Source organism: Streptomyces hypolithicus (assembly GCF_052934925.1).
This window is the reverse complement of record NZ_CM128811.1, coordinates 2,864,008-2,887,718: the sequence shown is the minus strand read 5'-3', so window position 1 is coordinate 2,887,718 and position 23,711 is coordinate 2,864,008. Positions and strand designations below refer to the sequence as shown.

Below are 23,711 nucleotides of genomic sequence, written 5' to 3'. Positions count from 1 at the left end.
CGTCATGACTGAGGACGCGACCGGGGCGGTGATGCGCGCGTGGCGTGAGGCTGCCCCCGGCTCTGTACTGCTCGACGGTTTTCATGCCCTGAAGCACGCGCTGCGCTTCGGCGCCGACGTGCGGCTGACCGTCACGAGCGACCGGCACGCAGTACTGGCGCTGGCGGCGGAGCTCGCGGGCGACCTCTCGCAGGTGATCGCCGGATCCGTCGTCGAGATTCCCGTGTCCGCCCTGCGCGAGCTGGTTCCCAGGGTGCACCCGACAGCGGTGGCCGCCCTGGCGGTACGCCGCGACGCCGGGGCCAATGCCCGGGCGCTGTCCCGACTTCCCCGCCCGGCTCCGGTCGTCCTGCTGGACAACCCCCGCAACCTCGGCAACGTCGGTGCGGTGGTCCGCCTCGCCGCCGGATTCGGCGCCACGGGCGTGATCACGACCGGCGATCTGGACCCCTGGCACCCGAACGCGGTACGCGCCGGGGCCGGGCTCCACTACGCCACGGCGGTGGAGCGGACGAACCTCGATGCCCTGCCGCCGGGCCCGCTGTACGTCCTGGACCCGGAGGGCGAGGACATCAGGTCCCTCGACATCCCCGCCGACGCACTCGTCGCGTTCGGCTCGGAGCGCCACGGGATCTCACCGGAGCTGCGCAGCCGCGCCGACCAGCTGGTGGCGCTCCCGATGCGACCGCAGGTGTCCAGTTACAACCTGGCCACCAGCGTCGCCATGACGCTGTTCCACTGGGGAGGGCCGCCCGTCGCCACCCCGTGAGGGACGGCGACGACGGGCGGCGAGGCTGGGCCCGGCCTCTCGGGGGCTATGCCTGCCGACGGGTCTCCACGACACGGAAGCGGTTGGCGACGAAGGCCGTGTCGCACAGTGCCGCGTTCGCCGCGGGGTTGCCGCCCGAGCCGTGGAAGTCGGAGAACGCGGCGGTCTGGTTGAGGTAAACCCCGCCCGTCAGGTTCAGCGACAGCTGGGCGGACTCCTCCAGGCAGACCTCTTCGACGGCGGCCTCGGTGTCCGCGGAGGTCGTGTACGCGCCGACCGTCATGGCGCCCTTCTCGCGGACCGTACGGCGCAGCAGGTGCAGCGCGTCCGCCGTCGAGTCCACGGCCACCGCGAACGAGACCGGGCCGAAGCATTCGGACATGTACGCCGCGTCCGCGTCCGGCTTGGCGCCGTCGGACTTGACCATGAGGGGCGTGCGCACCGTCGCTCCGGGGAAGTCCGGGTTGGTGATCTCCCTTGAAGGGAGAGCCACTTCGCCCATGCTCGCGGCCGCTTCCAGGCGTGCTTTGACGTCCGGGTTGACCAGGGCGCCCAGCAGCGCGTTGGCGCGAGCGTCGTCGCCGAGCAGGCCGGCTACCGAGGCCGCGAGGTCGGCGACCACCTCGTCGTAGGACTTCGCCCCCGCGTCCGTCGCGATGCCGTCCCTGGGGATCAGGAGGTTCTGCGGGGTGGTGCACATCTGTCCGCTGTAGAGCGACAGGGAGAAGGCGAGGTTGGACAGCATGCCCTTGTAGTCGTCCGTCGAGTCAATCACGACGGTGTTGACGCCTGCCTTCTCCGTGTAGACCTGCGCCTGGCGGGCGTTGGTCTCGAGCCAGTCACCGAAGGCCGTGGACCCCGTGTAGTCGATGATCCGGATCTCGGGGCGGACCGCGAGGGTCTTGGCGATGCCCTCGTCGGGGCGCTCGGCGGCCAGTGCGACCAGGTTGGGGTCGAAGCCGGCTTCGGCGAGCACCTCACGGGCCACCCGGACAGTGAGGGCCAGCGGGAGGACCGCGCGGGGGTGCGGTTTGACCAGGACCGGGTTGCCGGTGGCCAGGGAGGCGAAGAGCCCCGGGTAGCCGTTCCACGTCGGGAAGGTGTTGCAGCCGATGAGCAGCGCGACACCGCGCGGAACCGCGGTGAAGGACTTGCTCAGATTGAGCGGGTCGCGCTTGCCCTGCGGCTTGGACCAGTCGGCGGCAGCGGGGGTGCGTACCTGCTCGGCGTAGGCGTACGCCACGGCCTCAAGGCCGCGGTCCTGGGCGTGCGGGCCGCCCGCCTGGAACGCCATCATGAACGCCTGGCCGCTGGTGTGCATGACCGCGTGAGCGAATTCGTGCGTACGGGCGCTGATGCGCGACAGGATTTCCAGGCACACCAGCGCGCGGGTCTCGGGGCCCGCGTCCCGCCAGGCGCCCATGCCCGCCCGCATCGCCGGCAGGAGGACGTCGATGTCGGGGTGCGGGTACTCGACGCCCAGCTCCGGTCCGTACGGCGACACCTCGGAGCCCGTCCAGCCGTCGGTGCCCGGCTGGTCCAGGTCGAAGCGGTTGCCGTGCAGCGCCTGGAAGGCGGCGAGGCCGTCGGCGGCGCTCAGGCTGCCGTTCTCGCCGTACGCCTTCGGGTGCTCGGGGTGCGGGGACCAGTAGGCGCGCGTGCTGATCACGTCGAGCGCCCGGTCGAGAGTGGCCCGGTGCTTCTGGGACATCTGGGAAGTGGTGAGTTCGGCGGCCACGGCGGACCAACTCCTCGTCGAGCTGGGCAGGGACAGGCGGACACGAGATACAGTAACCGAACGATCGGTCGGGACAAGAGGGCCCGGCCAAACCTGTGGATAACTCGTACGGGAGGATCGGGGGCATGACAGCTATCGATCGAGCCCGCACCGTCGCCGTCGTAGGCACCGGCACCATGGGCCAGGGCATCGCCCAGGTCGCCCTCCTCGCCGGCCACCCGGTGCGCCTCTACGACGCCGCGGCCGGCCGCGCGCGCGAGGCCGGCCAGGCCGTCGGCGCGCGCCTGGAGCGGCTCGTCGAGAAGGGCAGGATCGACCGGCGGGAGGCCGACGCCGCCCGCGCCCGGCTGCACGCCGCCGACGATCTCTCCGAACTCGCGGACGCCGCGCTCGTCGTCGAAGCGGTCGTTGAGCAACTGGCGGTCAAGCAGGAGCTCTTCGCCGCGCTCGAGGCGGTCGTGGCCGACGACTGTCTGCTCGCGACCAACACCTCGTCACTGTCCGTCACGGCCATCGCCGGTCACCTGAAGAGCCCCGGCCGTTTCGTCGGGCTGCATTTCTTCAACCCCGCGCCGCTGCTGCCCCTCGTCGAGGTCGTCAGCGGATTCGCGACCGACGAATCGAGCGCCACGCGCGCGTGGGCCACGGTCGCCGCCTGGGGCAAGACCCCGGTGCGCTGCGCGGACACCCCCGGCTTCATCGTCAACCGCATCGCCCGCCCCTTCTACGCCGAGGCCTTCGCGGTGTACGAGGAGCAGGGCGCCGACCCGGCCACCATTGACGCCGTACTGCGCGAGTCAGGGGGCTTCAAAATGGGCCCCTTCGAGCTGACCGACCTGATCGGGCAGGACGTCAACGAAGCCGTCACCGGGTCGGTGTGGGATTCGTTCTTTCATAGCCCCAAATTCGTGCCCTCGCTCGCCCAGCGGCGCCTCGTCGAGTCGGGCCGGCTCGGCCGGAAGTCGGGCCGCGGCTGGTTCCCGTACGAGGGCGATACGGCCAGGCCCGCGCCGCACACCGCCGATCCCGAGGACGCCCCGGAGGCCGTGTCCGTCGTCGGGGACCTCGGTCACGCCGATGTCCTGGTGGCAATGATGGAGGAGGCGGGTATCGGGGTGCGGCGCGTGGAGTCCGGCGGCCCGTACATCGAACTGCCCGGTGAGGGACAGCTCGTGCCGGCCGACGGCCGGACCTCCGTCGAGTACGCCGACGTCGTCTACTTCGACCTCGCCCTCGACTACCGAGGCGCCACCCGCATCGCGCTGTCCGCCTGCGAGGACACCTCCGCGCGGACGGTCGCCGAGGCCATCGGGCTCTTCCAGAGGCTCGGCAAGGACGTCAGCGTCATCGGCGACGTCCCCGGCATGATCGTCGCCCGTACGGTCGCCATGCTGGTCGACCTCGCGGCCGACGCCGTCGCGCGGGGCGTCGCTTCGCCCGATGACATCGACACGGCCATGCGCCTGGGCGTGAACTACCCGCGCGGACCGGTCGAGTGGGGCCGGGCGCTGGGCAAGGACTGGGCGTACAACCTGCTGGAAAACCTGCACGAGTGCCTCCCGACCGGTCGCTACGCCCCGTCCCTGGGGCTCTACCGGCAGGCTTTCGCCGCAAAGGAGGAGAGCGCCGGATGACCACGGCCAAGCGCGACACGTACACGCCCGAGAGCCTGCTGTCGGTGGCCGTCCGGGTCTTCAACGAGCGCGGTTACGACGGCACTTCCATGGAGCACCTGTCCAAGGCCGCGGGCATCTCCAAGTCGTCGATCTACCACCATGTCTCGGGCAAGGAGGAGCTGCTGCGGCGTGCTGTCAGCCGTGCCCTCGACGGGCTCTTCGGGATCCTGGACGAGCCCGGCGCGGTGCGCGGGCGGGCCATCGAGCGGGTCGAGTACGTCACCCGGCGCACGGTCGAGGTGCTGATGGCTGAGCTGCCGTACGTGACGCTGCTCCTGCGCGTACGCGGCAACACGCGGGCCGAGCGGTGGGCGCTGGAGCGGCGCCGCGAGTTCGACCAGCGGGTCGGCGATCTGCTGAAGGCGGCGGCCGCGGACGGCGACCTGCGCACCGATGTCGACATACGCATGGCGACGCGGCTCCTCTTCGGCATGGTCAACTCGCTGGTCGAGTGGTACCGCCCGCAGGCCGCGCCGACCCCCGCCTCGGCCTCCGCCCCGACCCCCGCCTCGGGCGGCACCTCAGGCGGCACCGAATCCTCCGACGGGGAGCAGCTCGCGGAGACGGTGGTACGGCTGGCCTTCGACGGGCTCCGTGCCAGCCGCTGAGGGCGCTCCAGGGCATCCGAGGGGGGCTTCTAGCCCTCCAAGGCATCCCAGGGGGGCTCTAGCGGGGTCTCCCCGGCCCTGGGGGCCGCATCAGGGCTCCCGCGCGGCCTGGGGCGGCTGAGGTGGCTGCGGGGAGTCCAGGTCCGTTTCCTCGAAGACCAGCAGGGTGCGTGTGCTGAGTACCTCCGGTATCGACTGGATCTTCGTCAGTACCAGCTCGCGCAGCGCCCTGTTGTCCGCCGTGTGCACCAGCAGCAGTACGTCGAAGTCCCCGCTGACCAGCGCGATGTGCGCCGCGCCCGGCAGCTCCTGCAGACGTTCACGGACCGTGCGCCACGAGTTCTGCACGATCTTGAGCGTGATGTACGCCGACGCGCCCTGCCCCGCGCGTTCGTGGTCCACCCGGGCGCTGAAGCCGCGGATCACGCCGTCGTCGATGAGCCGGTTGATGCGCGCGTACGCGTTGGCCCGCGAGACATGCACGCGCTCGGCCACGGAACGTATCGACGCCCGGCCGTCCGTCTGGAGCATCCGCAGGATGTCGCGGTCGACGGCGTCCAGCGGCCGCGCCGGAGGGCCCGCTCCCGCATCGGCCATTTGTTCAGCTGCCATGTCCCCCCGCCTCCCTGCGATGGACGACCTGCCTCTATCCCAAGCTGTGGAGAACCGTTTGTCCACAGGCTGGAGGTGCCTGTAGCCAAATTGCGTCCACGACCGAACAATCGGTAGGTGAGGCACACCACATCCCTCTGTGCCCCCTGACCGCTCCCACGAGGAGGTGCACGCGATGAAGAAGAGCATGACGGCAGTCCAGGAGCTGCCCGGTGCCGCCGACTACCGGCCCACCCCGCCGCCCGCCTGGAAGCCCCGCACGGACCCCGCACCGCTGCTGCCCGACAGCGAGCCGTACCGCGTGCTCGGCACGGACGCAGCGGACCGGCTCGACGCCGCCCTCATGCGCCGGCTGTACGCGGAACTGGTCCGTGGCCGCAGGTACAACGCGCAAGCCACCGCCCTCACCAAGCAGGGCAGACTCGCCGTGTACCCCTCCAGCACCGGGCAGGAGGCCTGTGAGGTCGCGGCCGCCCTGGTCCTGCAGGAGCGGGACTGGCTCTTCCCGAGCTACCGGGACACCCTGGCCGCCGTGGTCCGCGGGCTGGATCCCGTGCGGGCGCTGACGCTGCTCCGGGGCGACTGGCACACCGGTTACGACCCGCGTGAGCACCGCATCGCGCCTTTGTGCACCCCCCTCGCCACCCAGCTGCCCCACGCGGTGGGCCTGGCGCACGCCGCCCGACTGAAGGGCGACGACGTGGTCGCGCTCGCGATGGTCGGCGACGGCGGGACCAGCGAGGGCGACTTCCACGAGGCGCTGAACTTCGCGGCCGTCTGGCAGGCGCCGGTCGTCTTCTTCGTGCAGAACAACGGCTTCGCGATCTCCGTGCCGCTCGCCAAGCAGACGGCCGCCCCGTCCCTGGCGCACAAGGCCGTGGGGTACGGGATGCCGGGCCGGCTCGTCGACGGAAACGACGCCGCCGCCGTGCACGAGGTGCTCACCGAGGCGGTGGAGCGCGCCCGCCGGGGTGGCGGCCCGACGCTGGTCGAGGCCGTCACGTACCGCATCGAAGCCCACACGAACGCCGACGACGCGACCCGCTACCGGGGCGACGCCGAGGTCGAGGCCTGGCGCGCACACGACCCGGTGCGGCTGTTGGAGCGCGAGCTCACCGAGCGGGCGATCCTCGACGAGGACGGGATACGGGAGGCGCGGGAGGCCGCCGAGACGATGGCGGCCCGGCTGCGGGAGCGGATGAACGCGGACCCGGTGCTGGACCCGATGGAACTCTTCACGCACGTCTACGCCGAGAAGACCTCGCAACTGAGGGAGCAGGAAGCCATGCTGCGGGCCGAGCTGGATGCGGAGGACGGGCGATGAGCACCGCGCCGGCGACGGCCGCGGTGGCCGCTGTGGCCGCGAAGCCCGCGACGATGGCGCAGGCCCTGGGGCGCGCGCTGCGCGACGCGATGGCCGAGGACCCGTCGGTCCATGTGATGGGCGAGGACGTCGGGGCGCTCGGTGGCGTCTTCCGGGTCACCGACGGGCTCGTCAAGGAGTTCGGCGAGGACCGGTGCACGGACACCCCGCTCGCGGAGGCGGGAATCCTGGGGACGGCCGTAGGCATGGCGATGTACGGGCTGCGGCCCGTAGTCGAGATGCAGTTCGACGCCTTCGCCTATCCGGCGTTCGAGCAGCTCATCAGCCATGTCGCGCGGATGCGCAACCGCACGCGCGGCGCGATGCCGATGCCGATGGTGATCCGGGTGCCGTACGGCGGCGGCATCGGCGGGGTCGAGCACCACAGCGATTCGTCCGAGGCGTACTACATGGCGACTCCGGGGCTCCATGTCGTCACGCCGGCGACGGTCGAGGACGCGTACGGGCTGATGCGGGCGGCGATCGCCTCCGACGACCCGGTGGTCTTCCTGGAGCCGAAGCGGCTCTACTGGTCGAAGGCGGCCTGGTCGCCGGACGCGCCGGCCGCCGTGGAGCCGATCGGGCGTGCGGTCGTACGGCGCTCCGGGCGCAGCGCGACCCTCATCACCTACGGGCCGTCCGTGCCGGTGTGCATGGAGGCGGCGGAGGCGGCCGAGGCGGAGGGCTGGGACCTGGAGGTCGTCGACCTGCGCTCGCTGGTGCCGTTCGACGACGAGACGGTGGCCGCTTCGGTACGGCGCACCGGCCGGGCGGTGGTCGTCCACGAGTCGACCGGCTTCGGCGGGCCCGGCGGGGAGATCGCCGCCAGGGTCACCGAGCGGTGCTTCCACCATCTGGAGGCTCCGGTGCTGCGGGTGGCCGGGCTGGACATCCCCTACCCGCCGCCGATGCTCGAGCGGCACCATCTGCCGGGTGTCGACCGGGTCCTCGACGCGGTTGCCCGGCTCCAGTGGGAGGACGGCAGCTGATGCCACACGATTTTGAGATGGCCAGTCTGGAATTCAAGCTGCCGGACCTCGGCGAGGGGCTGACCGAGGCGGAGATCGTGCGCTGGCTCGTGGCGGTGGGCGACGTCGTCGCCGTCGACCAGCCGGTGGTCGAGGTCGAGACGGCCAAGGCGATGGTGGAGGTGCCGTGCCCGTACGGGGGTGTGGTGACCGCCCGCTTCGGCGAGGAGGGCACCGAGCTGCCGGTCGGAGCGGTGCTGCTGACGGTGGCGGCCGGCGCGGCGGCGGACGCGGCGGCGGTGGCCGCCACCGCCGCGCCTGCCGACACCGCCGAGGCGGAGTCCTCGGGGAACGTACTGGTCGGGTACGGCACGGGGGCGGCGGTGGCCCGGCGGCGCCGGGTCCGGCCGGCTTCTGCGGCGGTTGCGGCCCCTTCCGCGGCCGCGGTTCCTTTTGCGACCGCGGTTCCTGTTGTCACTGCGGCGCCGTCCGCCGGGCCCGTGCCGGTGATCTCGCCGCTGGTGCGGAGGCTGGCCCGGGAGAACGGGCTGGATCTGCGGGAGCTGCGCGGGTCGGGTCCGGACGGGCTGATTCTGCGCTCGGACGTACAGGGCGCGATCGGTGGCGCCGAGCCGGCACGCACATCGGCGCCGACGCCGGTTCCTTCGGCGGCATCAGCGGCCGTCGGCGAACGCATCGCACTGCGCGGGGTGCGGGGCGCGGTCGCTGACAAGCTGTCCCGCAGCCGGCGTGAAATCCCGGAAGCCACCTGCTGGGTGGACGCGGACGCGACCGAACTCATGGCGGCGCGTGCGTCGATGAATCAGTCGTCCGGGCCGTCGGTCTCGGTACTGGCGCTCCTCGCCAGGATCTGTACGGCCGCTCTGGCCCGGTTCCCGGAACTGAACTCCACCGTGGACACCGCGTCCCGCGAAATCGTGCGGCTGTCCGGCGTGCACCTCGGGTTCGCCGCGCAGACGGAGCGCGGGTTGGTCGTCCCCGTCGTACGGGACGCGCACGCCCGCACGGTGGATGAGCTGAGCGCGGAGCTCGCGCGCCTGACGGAGGCGGGGCGGAACGGGTCGCTGACCCCGGCGGATCTGACCGGGGGCACCTTCACCCTGAACAACTACGGGGTGTTCGGCGTCGACGGCTCCACGCCGATCATCAACTACCCGGAGGCGGCGATGCTCGGGGTCGGCCGCATCGTGCCGAAGCCGTGGGTGCACGAGGGTGAGCTTGCGGTCCGCAAGGTCGTGCAGCTCTCTCTGACGTTCGACCACCGGGTCTGCGACGGCGGCACGGCGGGCGGATTCCTGCGCTACGTCGCGGACTGTGTGGAGCGCCCGACGACGCTGCTGCGCTCGCTGTAGGGAGCGGGGCAGGGGCCCTCGGGGCGCCCCGAGGGCCCCTGCTTCCCTACCCGCCCGTTCCCGAACCGGGGCGAGCCCCGGACCCCGAACGCCCTCCAAGCGTTGTCCTCGAACCCGCGGACGGGCGGGATTTCGCCGGGCAGGGGGAGTGGTCTGCTGGGCGAACACCCGCAGGGAGACCCCGGCGCGTGGGCTGCCCGCCGTGCGGGGAGCCGCACCGCGCATACTCGGGGCATGACCGTGACCCCGTACGACGCCATCGTGCTGGCCGGCGGCGCCGCGAGGCGGCTCGGCGGGGCGGACAAGCCCGGCGTGCGCGTCGGCGGACGGACACTGCTCGAACGGGTGCTGGGCGTCTGCCGCGGTGCCGGAACGACCGTGGTCGTCGGTGGCCGCCGGGCGACCGTGCGGCCCGTCGAGTGGGCGCTGGAGGAACCGGCCGGTGGCGGGCCGGTGGCCGCGCTCGGCGCCGGGGTGCGGTGTACCGACGCCGTTACCGTGCTCGTCCTCTCGGCCGACCTGCCGTTCATTGGCGGCGCCACGATCGCGGGGCTGCTCGACGCGCTCGCGCAGAGCGGGCGGGAAGCCGCGCTGCTCGTCGACGCGGACGGCCGTGATCAGCCGCTCGTCGCCGCCTACCGCAGCGAGCCGCTGCGCCGTCAACTCGCGCTCCTCACCGCCGAGCACGGCAGCCTCACCGGGCTGCCGCTCCGGGCACTGACGCGTGAACTCGCCCTGACGCGCCTCCCCGTCGAGGGGGCGCACGGGGCGCACGGGGCGCACGGACCGCTCGGCTCGCTCGACTCCTTCGACTCCTTCGACTGCGACACCTGGGAAGACATCGCCACGGCCCGGGCACGGATCAGGGAGCATGGGCACGTGCTGGATGAATGGATGACCGCAGTCAAGGACGAACTCGGCATCGAGCTCGATGTCGACACCGATGTCCTCCTCGACCTCGCGCGTGACGCCGCGCACGGTGTCGCCCGGCCCGCCGCCCCTCTCACCACCTTCCTGGTCGGTTACGCCGCGGCCAAGGCGGGCGGGGACGGGCCGGGGGCCGTTGCCGAGGCGGCCCGCAAGGCCGTGGCGCTCGCCGCCCGTTGGGCGCAGGAGGAAGAGGCGACGCCAGGTGGCGGCGCCAGGGAAGACGGCCCGGAGTGACCAGCGGCAACCGTGATGCGGATGCGGACGTGGGCGACGACGACCTGGACGAGGCGCTCGCGCTGGCCAATGCGCGGCCCGAGCCGGGCGCCGACGCCCCCGCGACCCCGGCTCGCACCGGCGCCTCTCCCTGGGCGGAGGCCCGCGCCCTGGCCGCCCGGGCCGGTGGCGTCGCCCCCTCGCGCCCCGTGCGGGTGACGCTCGGTCAGGCCGTCGGTCAGGTAGTCGCCGAACCCCTCAAGGCGCTCACCGATCTGCCGCCCTTCGACACCTCAGCCATGGACGGCTGGGCGGTCGCCGGCCCCGGCCCCTGGAACGTCGAAGAAGGCGGCCACGTGCTCGCCGGGCACATCACGCCCGCCGCACTGGCCGACGGGGCGGCCGTACGCATCGCCACCGGCGCCCGCATCCCGGCCGACGCCACCGCCGTGATCCGCAGTGAGCACGCCCGCTGCGAGGGGCCCAGGGGGCGGCTGCACGCCCTGCGCGAGGTCGTCCATGGGCAGGACATCCGGCCGCGCGGCCAGGAGTGCCGCACCGGCGACCGGCTGCTTCCGGCGGGCACGCTGGTAACCCCTGCCGTCGTCGGCCTCGCCGCGGCCGCCGGTTACGACGCACTGCTCGTCGCGCCGCGGCCGCGGGTCGAAGTGCTCGTCCTGGGAGACGAGTTGCTGAGTGAGGGCCTGCCCCAGGACGGGATGGTGCGCGACGCCCTCGGACCGCTCCTCGCCCCCTGGCTGAGTGCCCTCGGCGCCGACGTACTCGCCACCCGCCGCCTCGGCGACGACGCCGACGCCCTGCACCAGGCCGTCACCGACTCCGAGGCCGACCTCGTCGTCACCACGGGCGGCACGGCGGCCGGCCCCGTCGACCATGTGCATCCGATCCTGCGCAAGGCGGGCGCCGAGCTGCTCGTGGACGGCGTCGCGGTGCGGCCCGGCCACCCGATGCTGCTGGCCCGGCTCACCCGGGGCCGACACCTCGTGGGCCTGCCCGGCAATCCCCTGGCGGCCGTGTCCGGGTTGCTGACGCTCGCCGAGCCGTTGCTCGCCGCCCGCGCCCAGCGGCAGGTCCCCGACCTGTGCCTGTCGCCCGTACGCGACGACGTGAACGGCCACCCGCACGACACCCGCCTCGTCCCCGTCGTCCGTCGCGCCGGGGACAGGGCCAGCGGTACGGCCAGGGCCAGCGGTACGGCCAGGACCGGCGGTACAGCCAGGACCGGCGCCGAGCACGCCGTGCCGCTGCATTACGCCGGCCCGGCCATGCTCCGGGGCATCGCGGCCGCCGATGGTCTGGCCGTCGTCCCGCCCGGCGGCGCCCGAGCCGGTGAGCTGCTGGAAATCCTCGACCTGCCCTGGACAGAAGGACGTTTCACGTGAAACTCCCCGGCCAAGACGCCATGGCCAGGCACGCCGACGAGCGCCTTGTCACCGCCCGGATCAAGTTGCCGCGCCGCATCGTCGACCGCCCCCTGCGCCAGGTCGGCAAGCGGCTGTTGATGGCGTTGATGGTCCTGGTGACGACCGTGTTCATCGTCTACGCCGACCGCGCCGGCTACCACGACAACTCCGACGACGGCCTCGACTTCCTCGATGCCGCGTACTACGCCACCGTGACGCTCTCCACCACCGGTTACGGCGACATCGTGCCGTACAGCGACAGCGCTAGGCTCGTCAACATCCTGCTGGTGACACCGCTGCGCGTGCTCTTTCTGATCATCCTGGTCGGCACCACTCTTGAGGTCCTCACCGTGAGGTCCCGGGAGGAGTGGCGGCTGAAACGCTGGAGGGCCCAGTTGCGCGACCACACCGTCATCATCGGGTTCGGCACCAAGGGCCGTTCCGCGATCCAGACCCTGGCCGTCACCGGGCTCAGGAAAGAGCAGATCGTGGTCGTGGACCCGAGCGCCAAGGTCATCGAGGCCGCGAACGCCGACGGGTTCACGGGCGTACTCGGTGACGCGACCCGCAGCGATGTGCTGCTGCGCGCGGAGGTCCAGAAGGCCCGCCAGATCGTCATCTCCACCCAGCGCGACGACACGGCGGTCCTGGTCACCCTCACCGCGCGTCAGCTGAACCGGGGAGCGAAAATCGTCGCAGCGGTCCGCGAGGAGGAGAACGCGCCGCTGCTGCGCCAGTCGGGCGCCGACGCGGTCATCACCAGCGCCAGCGCGGCCGGCCGCCTGCTGGGCCTGTCCGTCCTCAGCCCCAGCGCGGGCACGGTGATGGAGGATCTGATCCAGCAGGGCAGTGGCCTTGACCTCATCGAGCGGCCGGTCATAAAGGCCGAAGTGGGGCGGGGCGTCCGGGAGACCGACGACCTGGTGGTCAGCGTCCTGCGCGGGCACCGGCTGCTCGGTTACGACGACCCGGCGGCCAGCCCACTCCAGCTCACCGATCGTGTGATCACCATCGTGCGGGTGTCTCCCAGTGCCACCAGCGCGGGCGAGACGCGGGTGACGCCCAAGTAGCTCACCGCGCCCCGCTGTCGGGTGCGCGCGTGCGCGGGCGGGGGGTAAGCGGGTACGCGGTTATGCGGATACGGCCCGGTGCGGAGTAGCCTCGCGGCCATGCATGCGATCACAATCCCTGAACCCGGTGGCCCCGAGGCGCTCGTATGGGCCGAGGTCCCCGATCCCGTACCCGGCGAGGGTGAGGTCCTCGTCGAGGTCGCGGCGAGCGCCGTCAACCGCGCCGACCTGCTGCAGCGCCAGGGCTTCTACGACCCTCCGCCCGGCTCGTCCCCCTACCCCGGCCTTGAGTGCTCCGGCCGCGTCGCCGCGCTGGGTCCCGGCGTGTCCGGCTGGTCCGTCGGTGACGAGGTGTGCGCGCTGCTCAGCGGCGGCGGATACGCCGAGAAGGTGGCGGTACCGGCCGGACAGCTGCTGCCCGTGCCCGACGGCATGGACCTGGTCACGGCGGCTTCCCTGCCCGAGGTGGCCTCGACGGTCTGGTCGAACGTCTTCATGATCGCCCACCTGCGGCCCACTGAGACGCTGCTGGTGCACGGCGGGGCGAGCGGCATCGGCACCATGGCGATCCAGCTCGCGAAGGCCGTCGGCGCGCGCGTCGCCGTCACCGCGGGTGGCCCGGAGAAGCTGGCGCGCTGCGCGGAGCTGGGCGCCGACATCCTCATCGACTACCGCGAGCAGGACTTCGTACAGGAACTGCGCAAGGCCACCGACGGCGCCGGAGCCGATGTCGTCCTCGACATCATCGGCGCGAAGTACCTGGACCGGAACGTGAAGGCGCTGGCCGTCAACGGCCGGCTCGCCATCATCGGTCTCCAGGGGGGCGTGAAGGGCGAGATCAACCTGAGCGCGCTGCTGAAGAAGCGGGCCGCGATCACGGCCACCTCCCTGCGGGGGCGCCCGCTCGGCGAGAAGGCGGCGATCGTCGCGGCCGTGCGCGACCACGTCTGGCCGCTGATCGCAACCGGCCGGGTACGTCCCGTGGTGGACCGCGTGCTGCCGATGGCCCAGGCGGCGCAGGCCCACCGGGAGCTGGACGCGGGGGACCACGTCGGCAAGATCCTGCTGGCCATGGGCTGACCGCAGCGCCCTGCAGCCCCGCGGCCCTGGGCGTACGTACGCCAGAGGCCCGCACCGCCGGATCCGGTCCGGCGGTGCGGGCCTCTGCTCGCTCATCAGTCTCTAGAGGTACGGACCCGAGCGTACCGGCCCGTGGCCCCCGTCGTCGTGGGCGCTGTCGTCGCCGTCGTGGCTCGCGCCCGGCGGAAGTGCCCGGCGCATCTGCTCCAACTGCGCCCGTGCCGCCATCTGCTGGGCGAAGAGCGCCGTCTGGATGCCGTGGAATAGACCTTCGAGCCATCCGACCAACTGGGCCTGCGCGATGCGCAGTTCCGCCTCGGACGGAATGGCCTCGTCGGTGAACGGCAGCGAGAGCCGCTCCAACTCCTCGACCAGCTCGGGGGCGAGGCCGTCCTCCAGCTCCTTGACCGAGCTGGCGTGAATGTTCTTCAGGCGTACCCGGCTCGCCTCGTCGAGAGGAGCCGCCCGCACTTCCTCCAGGAGCTGCTTGATCATGCTTCCGATCCGCATGACCTTTGCCGGCTGTTCGACCATCTCCGTCACTGGCACCTCGCGCGACTCGTCGTCACCGCCGCTGAGAGCCATCCCGTCCTGTCCCACCACCAGGACCTGGGGGCTCTCCTGCGACCGTTCACTCCTCGGCATCTCCATACAGCCATTCTCTCGTACGGCTGCCTCACTCCACGGTGTGCCCCCGTGCGGGGTTGATCCACCCTGCACGGGGGCCCGAGAACAGCCCGGCCCGATGCCTCAGCCCGCCGCCCGCCGCGCCACCGCGGTCTCGGAACGGGTGACGAGGGCCGCGAGGAGCGCAGCACCCAGCGGTACGGCGACCAGCAGCGCCGCGAGCGTCCCCCAGGGGATGACGATCGGGACGTACGGTGCGTCGCTCATGGACCCCATGCCCTGCGCCAGGGCCTCCTCGTACCACTTCAGCTGCTGGCGTTCCTCCGTGAGCCGCAGGCCGATCGCCGGCAGCACGCCCGCCGCCGAGCCGAGCACCACACCCATCGCGGCGACCACCCCGCACTGGAAACCGCTCAGCGTCCGGCGCACGCGTGGGGGTGCGCCGACCGCCGCGAGCGTCTTCAGGTCGGGTTCGGCGTCGGTCTGCGCGAGGCCCGTGGCGATCCCGGCCGCGCCGATGGTGACGAGCCCGGCGAAGATGGTCAGCGCCAGCAGGACGATGCCGCTGTCGCTGGTGTAGCCACGTTCGACGTACAGGCCGTCTTCGGTGCCCAGGGCGTCGAGGGCCGCGTCGAGTTTCTGCTGCTGCGGGCCGCTGGGCAGCCGGTCGGTGGAGAAGAAGGCGCCGAACGGGACAGCGGTGACACCCGCGTCCTTCGCCGCCTGCACGGGCAGGACGAGGTGCACTCCGTACGACGCGACGCCCTCGGGGGCCTGGTGGGCGGGGAACGACTTGATCGTGCCCGGCGCTTCCTTGCCCTCGGCCACGAGCGCGTCCGCCTTCTCGGTATCGGTGATCAGCTTGATGCCGACCCGCCCCTTCTCGACCTGGCGCCGGTCGAACGAGACGGCCTTGCCGTTCCTGAGAGCGTCGGCGGCGGCCGGGTCGTCGATCGCGAGAACCGACAGCAGCTTCTCGTCGGCGACCAGAACGTCGTACTCCGCGTACTGGCTCTCCTCCTGGCAGCGCCAGTCCTTCGCCAGCCTGCGTCGCTCGCCCGGCGTGAACGGGTCGCTTTCACTCTCGGACCACAGGGGGCACCGGTTCTTCGCGGGTACGTCGACTTCATACCGCCCGCAGCCCTTGGCGTCGGCGTACGGTTCACAGGCGGGCCTGCCCACGACGATCCGGGCCACATCGGCGCGCACGTCGACGGGCATGTGCTTCTGCACGGCCGCGCGGACGGCCGGGACGTCCCGGCCGCCGTCCTCACTGATCATCACCTTCATGGCGCCGTGCGGCAGCTGTGCCCGGTATTCGGCCCGCTGCTGTACGTCCTGGCTGGTGGCGAACGTCGCCACGGCGACCGTGCCCGCGACGGCCGCCAGCACGGCGGCGACGGCAGGGGCCGTACGGCCCCGGTTGCGCACGGCGTCACGCAGCGCCAGGCGCGGCGACAGCGGAAGCCGGCCGCCCAGCTTGCCGAAGAGGCCGACCAGGGCTGGGGTGAGCGCGACGATGCCCAGCTCGGCGAGGGCGCTGCCGCCCGCGACCACGGTGACGCTGTCGGTGGCGGTCGCCCCGTACAGAGTGATCGCAACGCCCAGTCCGGCGGCGGTCAGGCCGACGACGGGCAGGACGCGGCTGGAGCGGCGGACGCCGCGGCGGCCGGTCAGCGACGCCAGCACCGTCTGCCGGGACGAGGTGATCGCGGGGACGATGGCGGCGAGAAGGCCGGTGAGAACGGCCACAAGGGCGATGCCGAGCAGTTCCAGCGGGCGAATGTCGAAGCTGCCGAACCGCTTGCCCAGGTAGTCCTCCAGCACGGGCCGCAGCGCGAAGGTCAGCAGCAGGCCGAGCAGCGTGCCGACGACCGCAGCGGCGGCGCCGATGACCAGGCCGCCGGCGAGCACGATGGCGCGGATGTGGCGGCGGTCGCCGCCGTTGGCGCCGACCAGGCCGAGCTGGCGGCGCGAGCGGCGGGCGCCGACCGCGAAGGCGGGACCGGCCAGCAGGCAGATCTCCAGGATGGCCAGGCCGACGACGGTACCCGCGACGGCGAGCGTCGCCGCCTTGGAGGCCGCGCTCTCCTCGTAGTTGAACCATTCCTTGTGCTGGAAGAGCGGCACCTCGGAGTCCGCCGGCGGGGCGAGGGCCACAGCGCGTGAAACGACCACGATGCCCGCCGCGTTGGCCTTCTTGACCATGTTCCACGTGAAACCGTCGCCCCCGACCGAGACGCCCCCCACCGAGTCGCCCCCGACCGAGACGAGGTAGGAGCTGCTCGTCCCCGTGCCGGGCAGGCCGTCGGCCTTCAGCGCCTTGTCGAGCGGGGCGAGGAACGCGCCGGGCGGGGCGAGGACTTCGTCGGACTTCAGCGCGTCGGGGAGCTCGTAGGAGCCGACGATGCGGAACTCGGTGGCGAGACCACGGGCGGTGACCACCGAGCCGACCTTCAACCCGCCGGACTCCAGGAAGTGAGTGGTCGCCGCGATCTCACCGGCCTTGCCGGGGAAACGGCCCTGGTTGAGAGTCAGCAGCCCGGCGGCCAGCGGGTCGTTCGTGTCCAGCTCATGGATGCCGCTGTTGAGGAGGCCGTGTGCGGTGCGGAGCTTGGCGTTGCCGTTCGCATCCTTGACCGTCTTCGCGCCGGCCGGGAACGCGGCCCGGATGTCACCGGGGCCGGCGGGCCACGCTTCGCCCTCGGGTTCCTTCACCGGGGCGTTGTTGGTGGCGTCGGGCGACTGGTAGATCGGCTCGCCGCCCATGCCGGGGTCGCTCATCCGGGCGTCGGCCGCGCCGAGTCGGCGCTGCATCTTCTGCTCGGTGGAGAGCTCGGCGCTGCGTACGGTCAGATCGGCGGCGCTCACGCCGAGGATCGGCAGCGCGATCATGGCCAGTACGAGGGAGCTGCGGCCCTTGAAGCGCCAGGCGTCGCGGCGGGCGATACGCACCGCGGCCACCCATGAGTGGTACCAGCGGTTCACTGTGCGGCCGCCTGCCCGGAGAGCAGCGAGTCGGCCTGGCTGCGGACGGTCTCGTCGACGACGGAGCCGTCCCGCAGGAAGACGACCCGGTCAGCCCAGGCCGCGAAGCGCGGCTCGTGGGTGACGAGGATGCCGGCCGCGCCGGCGTCACAGCGGGCGCGCAACAGGGCGAGGACGGACTCGCCGGTCTCGGAGTCCAGGGCGCCGGTCGGCTCGTCGGCGAGGACGAGGCGCCGGTCGCCCACCAGGGCGCGGGCGATGGCGACGCGCTGCTGCTGGCCGCCGGACATCTCGTCGGGGAAACGGTCGGCGAGGTCGCCGAGGCCCATCTCGTCGAGCGCGGCGACGGCGGAGACCCGGGCCTTGCGGGCGGATACGCCGTCCAGCTCGCGGGGCAGGGCGACGTTCTCGGCGGCGGTCAGGGCGGGGATGAGGTTGTAGTCCTGGAAGACGTAGCCGATGCTGCGGCGGCGCAGGGTCGCGAGTCCCTTGCGGCTCGCGGTGGTGATATCCGTACCTTCGACGACGACGCGCCCCGAGGTGGGGCTGTCGAGGCCGCCCGCGATGGTGAGCAGCGTGGATTTGCCGGAGCCCGACGGGCCCATGACGGCGACGAGTTCGCCGGGGAAGACGGAGAGATTGACGCCCCGCAGGGCGTGCACTTCGGTGGCGCCGCTGCCGTGGACACGGGTCAGCCGGTCGAGCTGAAGCACGGGCTGCTGGGCCTGTGGCGCCTGTTCGGTCGTGGATCCGGGCATGAAAAAGGTCCCCCTGAGGTGAGTTGGAAGGTGGTGTGGCGGCCCTACGGCGCCGTGCCCCCGCCAGACGCGGTACGCGTGGCAGGTGCGGTAGGTGAGGTGGCGGCGGTGCGCGGGGCGGTGCTGGTCTGCGAGGCGGTGCTGGGCTGCGAGGTGGCGCTGGTGTGCGCGCTGATGCCGGTGCGCGCGGCCGTCGCGGAGAGCCGGGCGAGCCGCGACTCGCAGTGGTCGAGCCACCGCGCCTCGGCCTCGGTCCGGAAGATCAGCTGTTCCAGTACGAGCAACCAGGCGATGTCGTCCCGCCCCCGGTCGCTCTCTGCGCTCCCTGCGCTCTCTCCGCTCCCTACGCTTTCCACGGCGACCAGCGCCCGGGCCTTGAGACGCGTGTAGTCCTGCATGGCCTTGAGCGTCGCGTGACGCTGCGCCTGGATGACCGCCCGGATGTCGACTCCGGGGGCGCCGACAGCCATGGCGAGCTTGATGGCCAGCTCGTCGCGGGGCGGGCTCGCGCGGTCGACAGGGCGTTCGAACCAGTTCCTCAGCTCGGCGCGCCCCGCCTCCGTGACGGCGTACAGCACATGGCCCGCCTCGTCGTCGCCGTCCTGCGCGACCAAGCCGTCGCGTTCCAGGCGGGCCAGCGTCGTATAGACCTGGCCGATGTTCAAAGGCCAGGTCGCGCCCGTGCGCGCCTCGAACTCGGTGCGCAGCTGGGAGCCGTAGCGAGGGCCGTGCTCAAGGAGGGCGAGCAGTCCGTGACGGATCGACATACCGAGTATGTATACCGAGTATGTTGCGTCGGGCCAACCGTCTTGAGAGGGATGTCGGACGTCCGTCTCAAGACGGACCTGCGGTCAGCCGCGCCGCAGCCGCAGGGCCAGGAACCCCGTCCCGAGCCCGACCAGGGCGAGGCCCACGCCCAGGGGCAGCACGTGGATACCCAGGGCTGCGGGCTGTTCGGCGATCTGCTCGGACGAGCCGCGGGCGTCCGCAGGCGGAGGGCCGTCGGGGGGCAGGACCGGGGGCTTGTCCAAGGGCTGCTGCTCCCACGACTCGTCCCACGACTCGTCCCACGACTCGTCCCACGGCTCCTCCCACTCCGGCGTCTCCTCATGACCGTCGGGGTCCGTAGGCCAGGGCGCCGAGGACCTACGAGGGTCGGGTGACGCGCTCTTCGAAGCAGAGCCGGTCGTCGAAGCCGAAGCCGAAGCGGAGTCCGACGCGGAGGCCGAAGCCGAGGGGCTGCCTGTGACCCGGGCACTGCCCGAGGGCCTCGCGCTCCTGCCCGGCGTCGCCTTCGCCGGGGCCGACACACTCCCGCTGGGGGCCGCGCTCTCGTCCGGCGGCCTCCCCGGCCGCGTACGCCCCTCCCCGGCGGGCCGCCCGGCCAGCGACTTGGTCGGCGGCACTGCGGACACCGCGGGTCGGGCCGGCGCATCCGGCGTACGCTCCCCGGGCCTGGCCGTGTCCGACGCGGACGCGCTGGGTCGCGGTGTCGGCTGATCGGCGTACGCCCCGGAGAGCGGCAGGGTCAGCACCCCGGCGGCCATTACCCCGGCCGCCACCGTCCCGGCCACCCTCGCCCCGGCCGGTCCCCGCGCCGCGAACCGCACAGCCATGGGTCTCCGCCTCCCGTACCCGAAATACGTCAGCCCGCCGATGCATCGGACTCGATAGCAGACTCAGCGTCACATGCCACCACATTTCCGGCACGCCAGGTCACACGAAAGGGGTCCGGCGCGCGACACGCGCGCCGGACCCCTTTCGCGGAAAACCGACTCTCTCGGCCTGCTGCCGCCTCCTACGAAGGCGGGTTGCCGGTGGAGACCTCGAGTTCGATCGTGAAGCCTTCCGGATCGATGTCGGCGTCCTTCTTCGGGAACTGGTTGATTACGAGATCCTCGCCCCAGGTGGGGTTGTCGACCTTGGTTTCCTTGATCTTCCAGTTGGCAGCCTGGAGGCACAGCTTCACGGAGCGGATGTCCTTGTAGACGAAGTCCGGGACAACCACCTTGGAGGGATCGCTGAACGATTCCTTGCCAGGAGAGCATTCGGTCGTCTTCATCGTCCGGGAGCGGTCCGGGCCCTTGTAGCCAGGCTCGGCCGTCACCCCGCTCTGTCCGCTCTGCTCGCTCTGCGTGGGGTCCGGATCTCCGCCGGTCACGGTCGTGGGGTCCTCCTTGAGGGAGAGCACCGTGATCAGGCCGCCGATCGCGAGCAGCACCACCGCGATCGCCCCCACGACCACGGGCATGTTCACGCCGTTCCCGTTACCGCTGCCGCCGCCGGACGGCCCCGGAGCGTGGGGCGGCCGGCCCTGGGGCGACATCGTGTACGGCGGCGGGGTGGGCGCGTGCATCGGCGCCGGGGTCGGATAGCCGTACCCGTGCGAGGGTGATCCGTGCGCGGGCGGAGGAGTGTGCGGGGCGTACGGCCCCGGCTGGTACGGCGTTTGGACGTTGCCGCTGTGCGGGTGGCCGCTCTGCTCGACCGGCGGGAAGACGGCCGCACCGACGCCCGCCCCGCTCTGCGCGGGACCGCCACCGATGATCACCGGTGCGGCGCCCGTCCGGCCGCTCCCGGACACCCGCTCGCACTCGTCGCGCATCGCGGCGGCGCTTGGGAAGCGCTCGTTCGGGTTTTTCTTCAGCGCCCGTGCGATCAGGGCGTCGATGCCCGGCGGAATCGAGCGATTGATCGACGAAGGAGCGACCGGCTCCTCCTGCACATGGGCGTACGCGATGGCGAGCGGCGAGTCGGCGTCGAACGGCAGTCGGCCGGTGACCAGCTGGAACAGCATGATGCCGACGGAGTAGAGGTCGGAGCGCGCGTCCACCGCGCGCCCCAGCGCCTGCTCCGGGGACAGGTACTGCGGCGTACCGACCACCATGCCGGTCTGGGTCATCGACGTGACGCCGGACTGCATGGCACGGGCGATGCCGAAGTCCATGACCTTGACGACGCCCCGCTTGTTCATCATCACGTTGCCGGGCTTGATGTCGCGGTGGACCAGGCCCATCTCGTGACTGGTCTCCAGCGCCGCCAGCACATCGGACGTGATCTTCAGCGCCTTGTCGGCGGGCATGGCGCCGTGCTGCGCGATGTCGGCGGCGAGCACGGAGCCGAGCGGCTGCCCCTCGACGTACTCCATGACGATGTACGGCATCAGCGCGCCGTCCAGTGCGTCCTCGCCGGTGTCGAAGACCGAGACGATGTTGGTGTGGGAGAGCTTCGCGACCGCCTGCGCCTCGCGCCGGAACCGTTCGCGGAACGACTGCTCGCGCCCCAGCTCCGTGTGCAGCGTCTTGATGGCCACCTGGCGGTCGAGCGCCGAGTCGTACGCGAGGTATACGGACGCCATGCCGCCCTCACCGAGCAGGTCGCGCAGCTGGTACCGCCCGCCCGCGACCGAGCCGCCCGCGTAGCGGCCCTGTCCGCCGTCCTGACTCATGACTGTGCATCCCCCTCAGCGCAAGAACTACGGGGCAAGTCTGCCCGAGGGCACTGACACGTCAAGCGCGGTGCCCGTTCCGTGACCGTACGCGCAAGAAGCGTCGCGCAAGCGTTACAGCGCGGGCGGGGTGTGGACGGCGTGCGGGCGGGACGCGGGCAGGGCGCGCGTCCGGAATTTGCATGGGTGCAGCGGCAACAGGTTTGATGGCCGGTCCATCCCGGACCGAGGCGTTGCGCGGAGGCTGTAGCGTGACGTGGCGGAGCACGGTGCGGCCCGCATTCCGGGGCGCGCACCTTGAAGCCCATGAGGACGACCGCGGACGCGACGCGGACAGAAACGACGGCGAGGACTGATGTCACCCGAACCCGAGGGAAACGACGGCGGAGTGCCGGACGCCCCGGAATCGTGGGGAATGGGCGGATTGGTCGGCGATGGCCGGTACCGGCTGACCTACCGCCTCGGCCGTGGCGGCATGGCGGAGGTCTTCGCAGCCGAGGACGTCCGGCTCGGCCGTACCGTCGCCGTGAAGCTGCTGCGCTCCGACCTCGCGGAGGACCCGGTCTCCAAGGCCCGGTTCACGCGTGAGGCACAGTCGGTCGCCGGCCTGAACCACCACGCGGTGGTCGCGGTGTACGACTCCGGTGAGGACCAGGTCGGCCCGAGCGTCGTCCCCTACATCGTGATGGAGCTCGTCGAGGGCCGCACGATCCGCGAGCTGCTCCAGCACGCCGAGGCCCCGGGCCCCGAGCAGGCGATGATCATCGTCTCCGGCGTGCTCGAAGCACTCGCTTACAGCCACCAGCACGGCATCGTGCACCGCGACATCAAGCCCGCTAACGTGATCATCACGCACAGCGGCGCCGTCAAGGTCATGGACTTCGGCATCGCCCGCGCCCTGCACGGCGTGCAGTCGACGATGACGCAGACCGGCATGGTCATGGGCACGCCCCAGTACCTCTCCCCCGAGCAGGCGCTGGGCAAGGCCGTCGACCACCGCAGCGACCTGTACGCCACCGGCTGTCTGCTGTACGAACTGCTGGCGCAGCGGCCCCCGTTCACCGGCGAGACACCGCTGTCGGTGGTCTACCAGCACGTGCAGGACATCCCCGTACCGCCGTCCGAGATGTCGGACGTGGCGCCGCCCGAGCTCGACGGGCTCGTCATGCGTTCCCTCGCCAAGGACCCGGACGACCGGTTCCAGAGCGCCGAGGAGATGCGCGGGCTCATCCAGTACGGCCTGTCGATGCTCCAGGAGCAGGGCAGCCACACCGGCACGTGGAACACCGGCCCCGTGGAGATGCACGAGGCCGGCCACACCCCCGTCGGCGGCACCTACCCGACCACCGCGATGGGCCACCAGAGCCACGGCGACACGTCGCAGATGAAGGCGGGCGGCGCGATGCTGCCGCCGATGAACCCGCACGACGGGGCGTACGACGGCGGGAACGGCGGCGGCAGGGGCGGCCGCGGCAAGATGTGGATCTTCGCGGTGCTGGCGGTCATCGCGATCGCGGGCGGTGTCGCCTTCGCCATGGAACGGGCGGGCGACCCCGCGACGAACGACGAAAAGGGGAAGGAAACCCCGACGGTCTCGAACACTCCCCCGAGCAAGTCGCAGGAGAAGGACCCGAAGAAGCCCTCGGACGACGAGACCCCGCCCGACGCCGACCCCGGCGGCTCGTCCACCGGCGGCGGCCAGCAGCCGGGCTGGACCCCGTCCAGCATCCCGTCGAACCCGCCGAGCAACCCGCCGTCGAACCCGCCCAGCGCCCCGCCGTCGACGCCTGACGAGAGCGACTCGGGCACGACGACTGACGGCGGTACGACAACGGACGGCGGCACGACCACCGACGGCGGCACGGACGCCGGCGGCACGGAGGACGGGGGCACGACCGGAGACCCCGGCGAGGACGCGGGCGGTACGGACGCGGGGGGCACCGACGCCGGCGGTACGGACGCGGGCGGCACCGACGCGGGCGGCACGGAGACCGGTGGTGGCACCCTTGAGGGCGCCACCACGGACGGCGGCACCACCGGCTGACCCGGCGAGCCCCCTCCCGCAC

The 23,711-nt window shown here is 72.0% G+C and carries 20 protein-coding genes; 12 read left to right on the top strand and 8 right to left on the bottom strand.

Annotated features, from left to right (window positions below; all coding sequences use genetic code 11):
- Nucleotides 1-4 precede the first annotated feature (4 nt).
- A complete protein-coding gene (locus ACU6WZ_RS13600) occupies nucleotides 5-769 on the top strand; it encodes a TrmH family RNA methyltransferase (RefSeq protein WP_447033638.1) in 765 nt (254 codons plus the stop codon).
- Nucleotides 770-815: 46 nt separating this feature from the next.
- Here the strand turns inward: ACU6WZ_RS13600 and paaN are convergent, their stop codons facing one another.
- Nucleotides 816-2,507 carry a phenylacetic acid degradation protein PaaN gene (gene paaN / locus ACU6WZ_RS13595; protein ID WP_447033636.1) on the bottom strand — a complete coding sequence of 564 codons (1,692 nt, stop codon included), beginning with the start codon at nucleotides 2,505-2,507 and terminating at the stop codon, nucleotides 816-818.
- 125 nt (nucleotides 2,508-2,632) lie between these two features.
- Between paaN and ACU6WZ_RS13590 the strand changes: the two genes are divergently transcribed.
- Entirely contained in the window at nucleotides 2,633-4,141 is a 1,509-nt protein-coding gene (locus ACU6WZ_RS13590; RefSeq protein ID WP_447033634.1) for a 3-hydroxyacyl-CoA dehydrogenase, read from the top strand.
- Nucleotides 4,138-4,791 (top strand): TetR/AcrR family transcriptional regulator, encoded by a 654-nt coding sequence (locus ACU6WZ_RS13585; protein WP_447033632.1) that lies wholly within the window; start codon nucleotides 4,138-4,140, stop codon nucleotides 4,789-4,791. The genes ACU6WZ_RS13590 and ACU6WZ_RS13585 overlap by 4 nt, the downstream gene beginning before the upstream one ends.
- A gap of 90 nt (nucleotides 4,792-4,881) precedes the next feature.
- Here ACU6WZ_RS13585 and ACU6WZ_RS13580 read toward each other — a convergent pair whose 3' ends face one another.
- A complete protein-coding gene (locus tag ACU6WZ_RS13580) occupies nucleotides 4,882-5,403 on the bottom strand; it encodes an Lrp/AsnC family transcriptional regulator (RefSeq protein ID WP_447033630.1) in 522 nt (173 codons plus the stop codon).
- A 175-nt stretch (nucleotides 5,404-5,578) separates the two neighbouring features.
- Here ACU6WZ_RS13580 and pdhA point away from each other — a divergent pair, with 175 nt between their 5' ends.
- The 7 genes from pdhA (at nucleotide 5,579) to ACU6WZ_RS13545 (ending at nucleotide 13,824) form a co-directional block, all read left to right on the top strand.
- Complete coding sequence (pdhA, locus tag ACU6WZ_RS13575) at nucleotides 5,579-6,727, top strand: pyruvate dehydrogenase (acetyl-transferring) E1 component subunit alpha (RefSeq protein WP_447033628.1); 1,149 nt, start codon at nucleotides 5,579-5,581, stop codon at nucleotides 6,725-6,727.
- The gene (locus tag ACU6WZ_RS13570; RefSeq protein WP_447033626.1) at nucleotides 6,724-7,755 is read left to right on the top strand and encodes an alpha-ketoacid dehydrogenase subunit beta; all 1,032 of its coding nucleotides are present in this window, start codon (nucleotides 6,724-6,726) and stop codon (nucleotides 7,753-7,755) included. Before pdhA ends, ACU6WZ_RS13570 begins: the two co-directional genes overlap by 4 nt.
- Complete coding sequence (locus tag ACU6WZ_RS13565; protein ID WP_447033624.1) at nucleotides 7,755-9,107, top strand: dihydrolipoamide acetyltransferase family protein; 1,353 nt, start codon at nucleotides 7,755-7,757, stop codon at nucleotides 9,105-9,107. The genes ACU6WZ_RS13570 and ACU6WZ_RS13565 overlap by 1 nt, the downstream gene beginning before the upstream one ends.
- Nucleotides 9,108-9,347: 240 nt before the next feature.
- Nucleotides 9,348-10,271 (top strand): NTP transferase domain-containing protein, encoded by a 924-nt coding sequence (locus tag ACU6WZ_RS13560; RefSeq protein ID WP_447034024.1) that lies wholly within the window; start codon nucleotides 9,348-9,350, stop codon nucleotides 10,269-10,271.
- Complete coding sequence (locus tag ACU6WZ_RS13555) at nucleotides 10,211-11,653, top strand: molybdopterin molybdotransferase MoeA (RefSeq protein ID WP_447033622.1); 1,443 nt, start codon at nucleotides 10,211-10,213, stop codon at nucleotides 11,651-11,653. The genes ACU6WZ_RS13560 and ACU6WZ_RS13555 overlap by 61 nt, the downstream gene beginning before the upstream one ends.
- 20 nt (nucleotides 11,654-11,673) lie before the next feature.
- On the top strand, nucleotides 11,674-12,744 hold the full coding sequence (locus ACU6WZ_RS13550) for a potassium channel family protein (RefSeq protein ID WP_447034022.1): 1,071 nt from the start codon (nucleotides 11,674-11,676) through the stop codon (nucleotides 12,742-12,744).
- Nucleotides 12,745-12,843: 99 nt separating this feature from the next.
- A complete protein-coding gene (locus ACU6WZ_RS13545) occupies nucleotides 12,844-13,824 on the top strand; it encodes an NAD(P)H-quinone oxidoreductase (protein ID WP_447033620.1) in 981 nt (326 codons plus the stop codon).
- Between the two features lie 102 nt (nucleotides 13,825-13,926).
- Here ACU6WZ_RS13545 and ACU6WZ_RS13540 read toward each other — a convergent pair whose 3' ends face one another.
- The 5 genes from ACU6WZ_RS13540 to ACU6WZ_RS13520 form a co-directional block, all read right to left on the bottom strand.
- Complete coding sequence (locus ACU6WZ_RS13540; protein ID WP_447033619.1) at nucleotides 13,927-14,475, bottom strand: bacterial proteasome activator family protein; 549 nt, start codon at nucleotides 14,473-14,475, stop codon at nucleotides 13,927-13,929.
- Nucleotides 14,476-14,574: 99 nt separating this feature from the next.
- The gene (locus ACU6WZ_RS13535; protein WP_447033618.1) at nucleotides 14,575-17,439 is read right to left on the bottom strand and encodes an FtsX-like permease family protein; all 2,865 of its coding nucleotides are present in this window, start codon (nucleotides 17,437-17,439) and stop codon (nucleotides 14,575-14,577) included.
- A complete protein-coding gene (locus ACU6WZ_RS13530) occupies nucleotides 17,436-18,197 on the bottom strand; it encodes an ABC transporter ATP-binding protein (RefSeq protein ID WP_447033617.1) in 762 nt (253 codons plus the stop codon). The genes ACU6WZ_RS13535 and ACU6WZ_RS13530 overlap by 4 nt, the downstream gene beginning before the upstream one ends.
- Before the next feature lie 44 nt (nucleotides 18,198-18,241).
- Nucleotides 18,242-18,964, bottom strand: a complete 723-nt coding sequence (locus ACU6WZ_RS13525) for a PadR family transcriptional regulator (protein ID WP_447033616.1) — start codon at nucleotides 18,962-18,964, stop codon at nucleotides 18,242-18,244.
- An 84-nt stretch (nucleotides 18,965-19,048) separates the two neighbouring features.
- Nucleotides 19,049-19,228, bottom strand: a complete 180-nt coding sequence (locus ACU6WZ_RS13520) for a hypothetical protein (protein WP_447033614.1) — start codon at nucleotides 19,226-19,228, stop codon at nucleotides 19,049-19,051.
- A 214-nt stretch (nucleotides 19,229-19,442) separates the two neighbouring features.
- On the opposite strand from ACU6WZ_RS13520, the gene ACU6WZ_RS13515 reads away from it, so the two are divergent.
- The gene (locus ACU6WZ_RS13515; RefSeq protein WP_447033613.1) at nucleotides 19,443-19,697 is read left to right on the top strand and encodes a hypothetical protein; all 255 of its coding nucleotides are present in this window, start codon (nucleotides 19,443-19,445) and stop codon (nucleotides 19,695-19,697) included.
- A gap of 298 nt (nucleotides 19,698-19,995) precedes the next feature.
- Here ACU6WZ_RS13515 and ACU6WZ_RS13510 read toward each other — a convergent pair whose 3' ends face one another.
- The gene (locus ACU6WZ_RS13510; RefSeq protein ID WP_447033612.1) at nucleotides 19,996-21,645 is read right to left on the bottom strand and encodes a protein kinase domain-containing protein; all 1,650 of its coding nucleotides are present in this window, start codon (nucleotides 21,643-21,645) and stop codon (nucleotides 19,996-19,998) included.
- Between the two features lie 355 nt (nucleotides 21,646-22,000).
- Between ACU6WZ_RS13510 and ACU6WZ_RS13505 the strand changes: the two genes are divergently transcribed.
- Nucleotides 22,001-23,689, top strand: coding sequence for a protein kinase domain-containing protein (locus ACU6WZ_RS13505; RefSeq protein ID WP_447033610.1), 1,689 nt, complete (start codon nucleotides 22,001-22,003; stop codon nucleotides 23,687-23,689).
- Nucleotides 23,690-23,711: the final 22 nt, after the last annotated feature.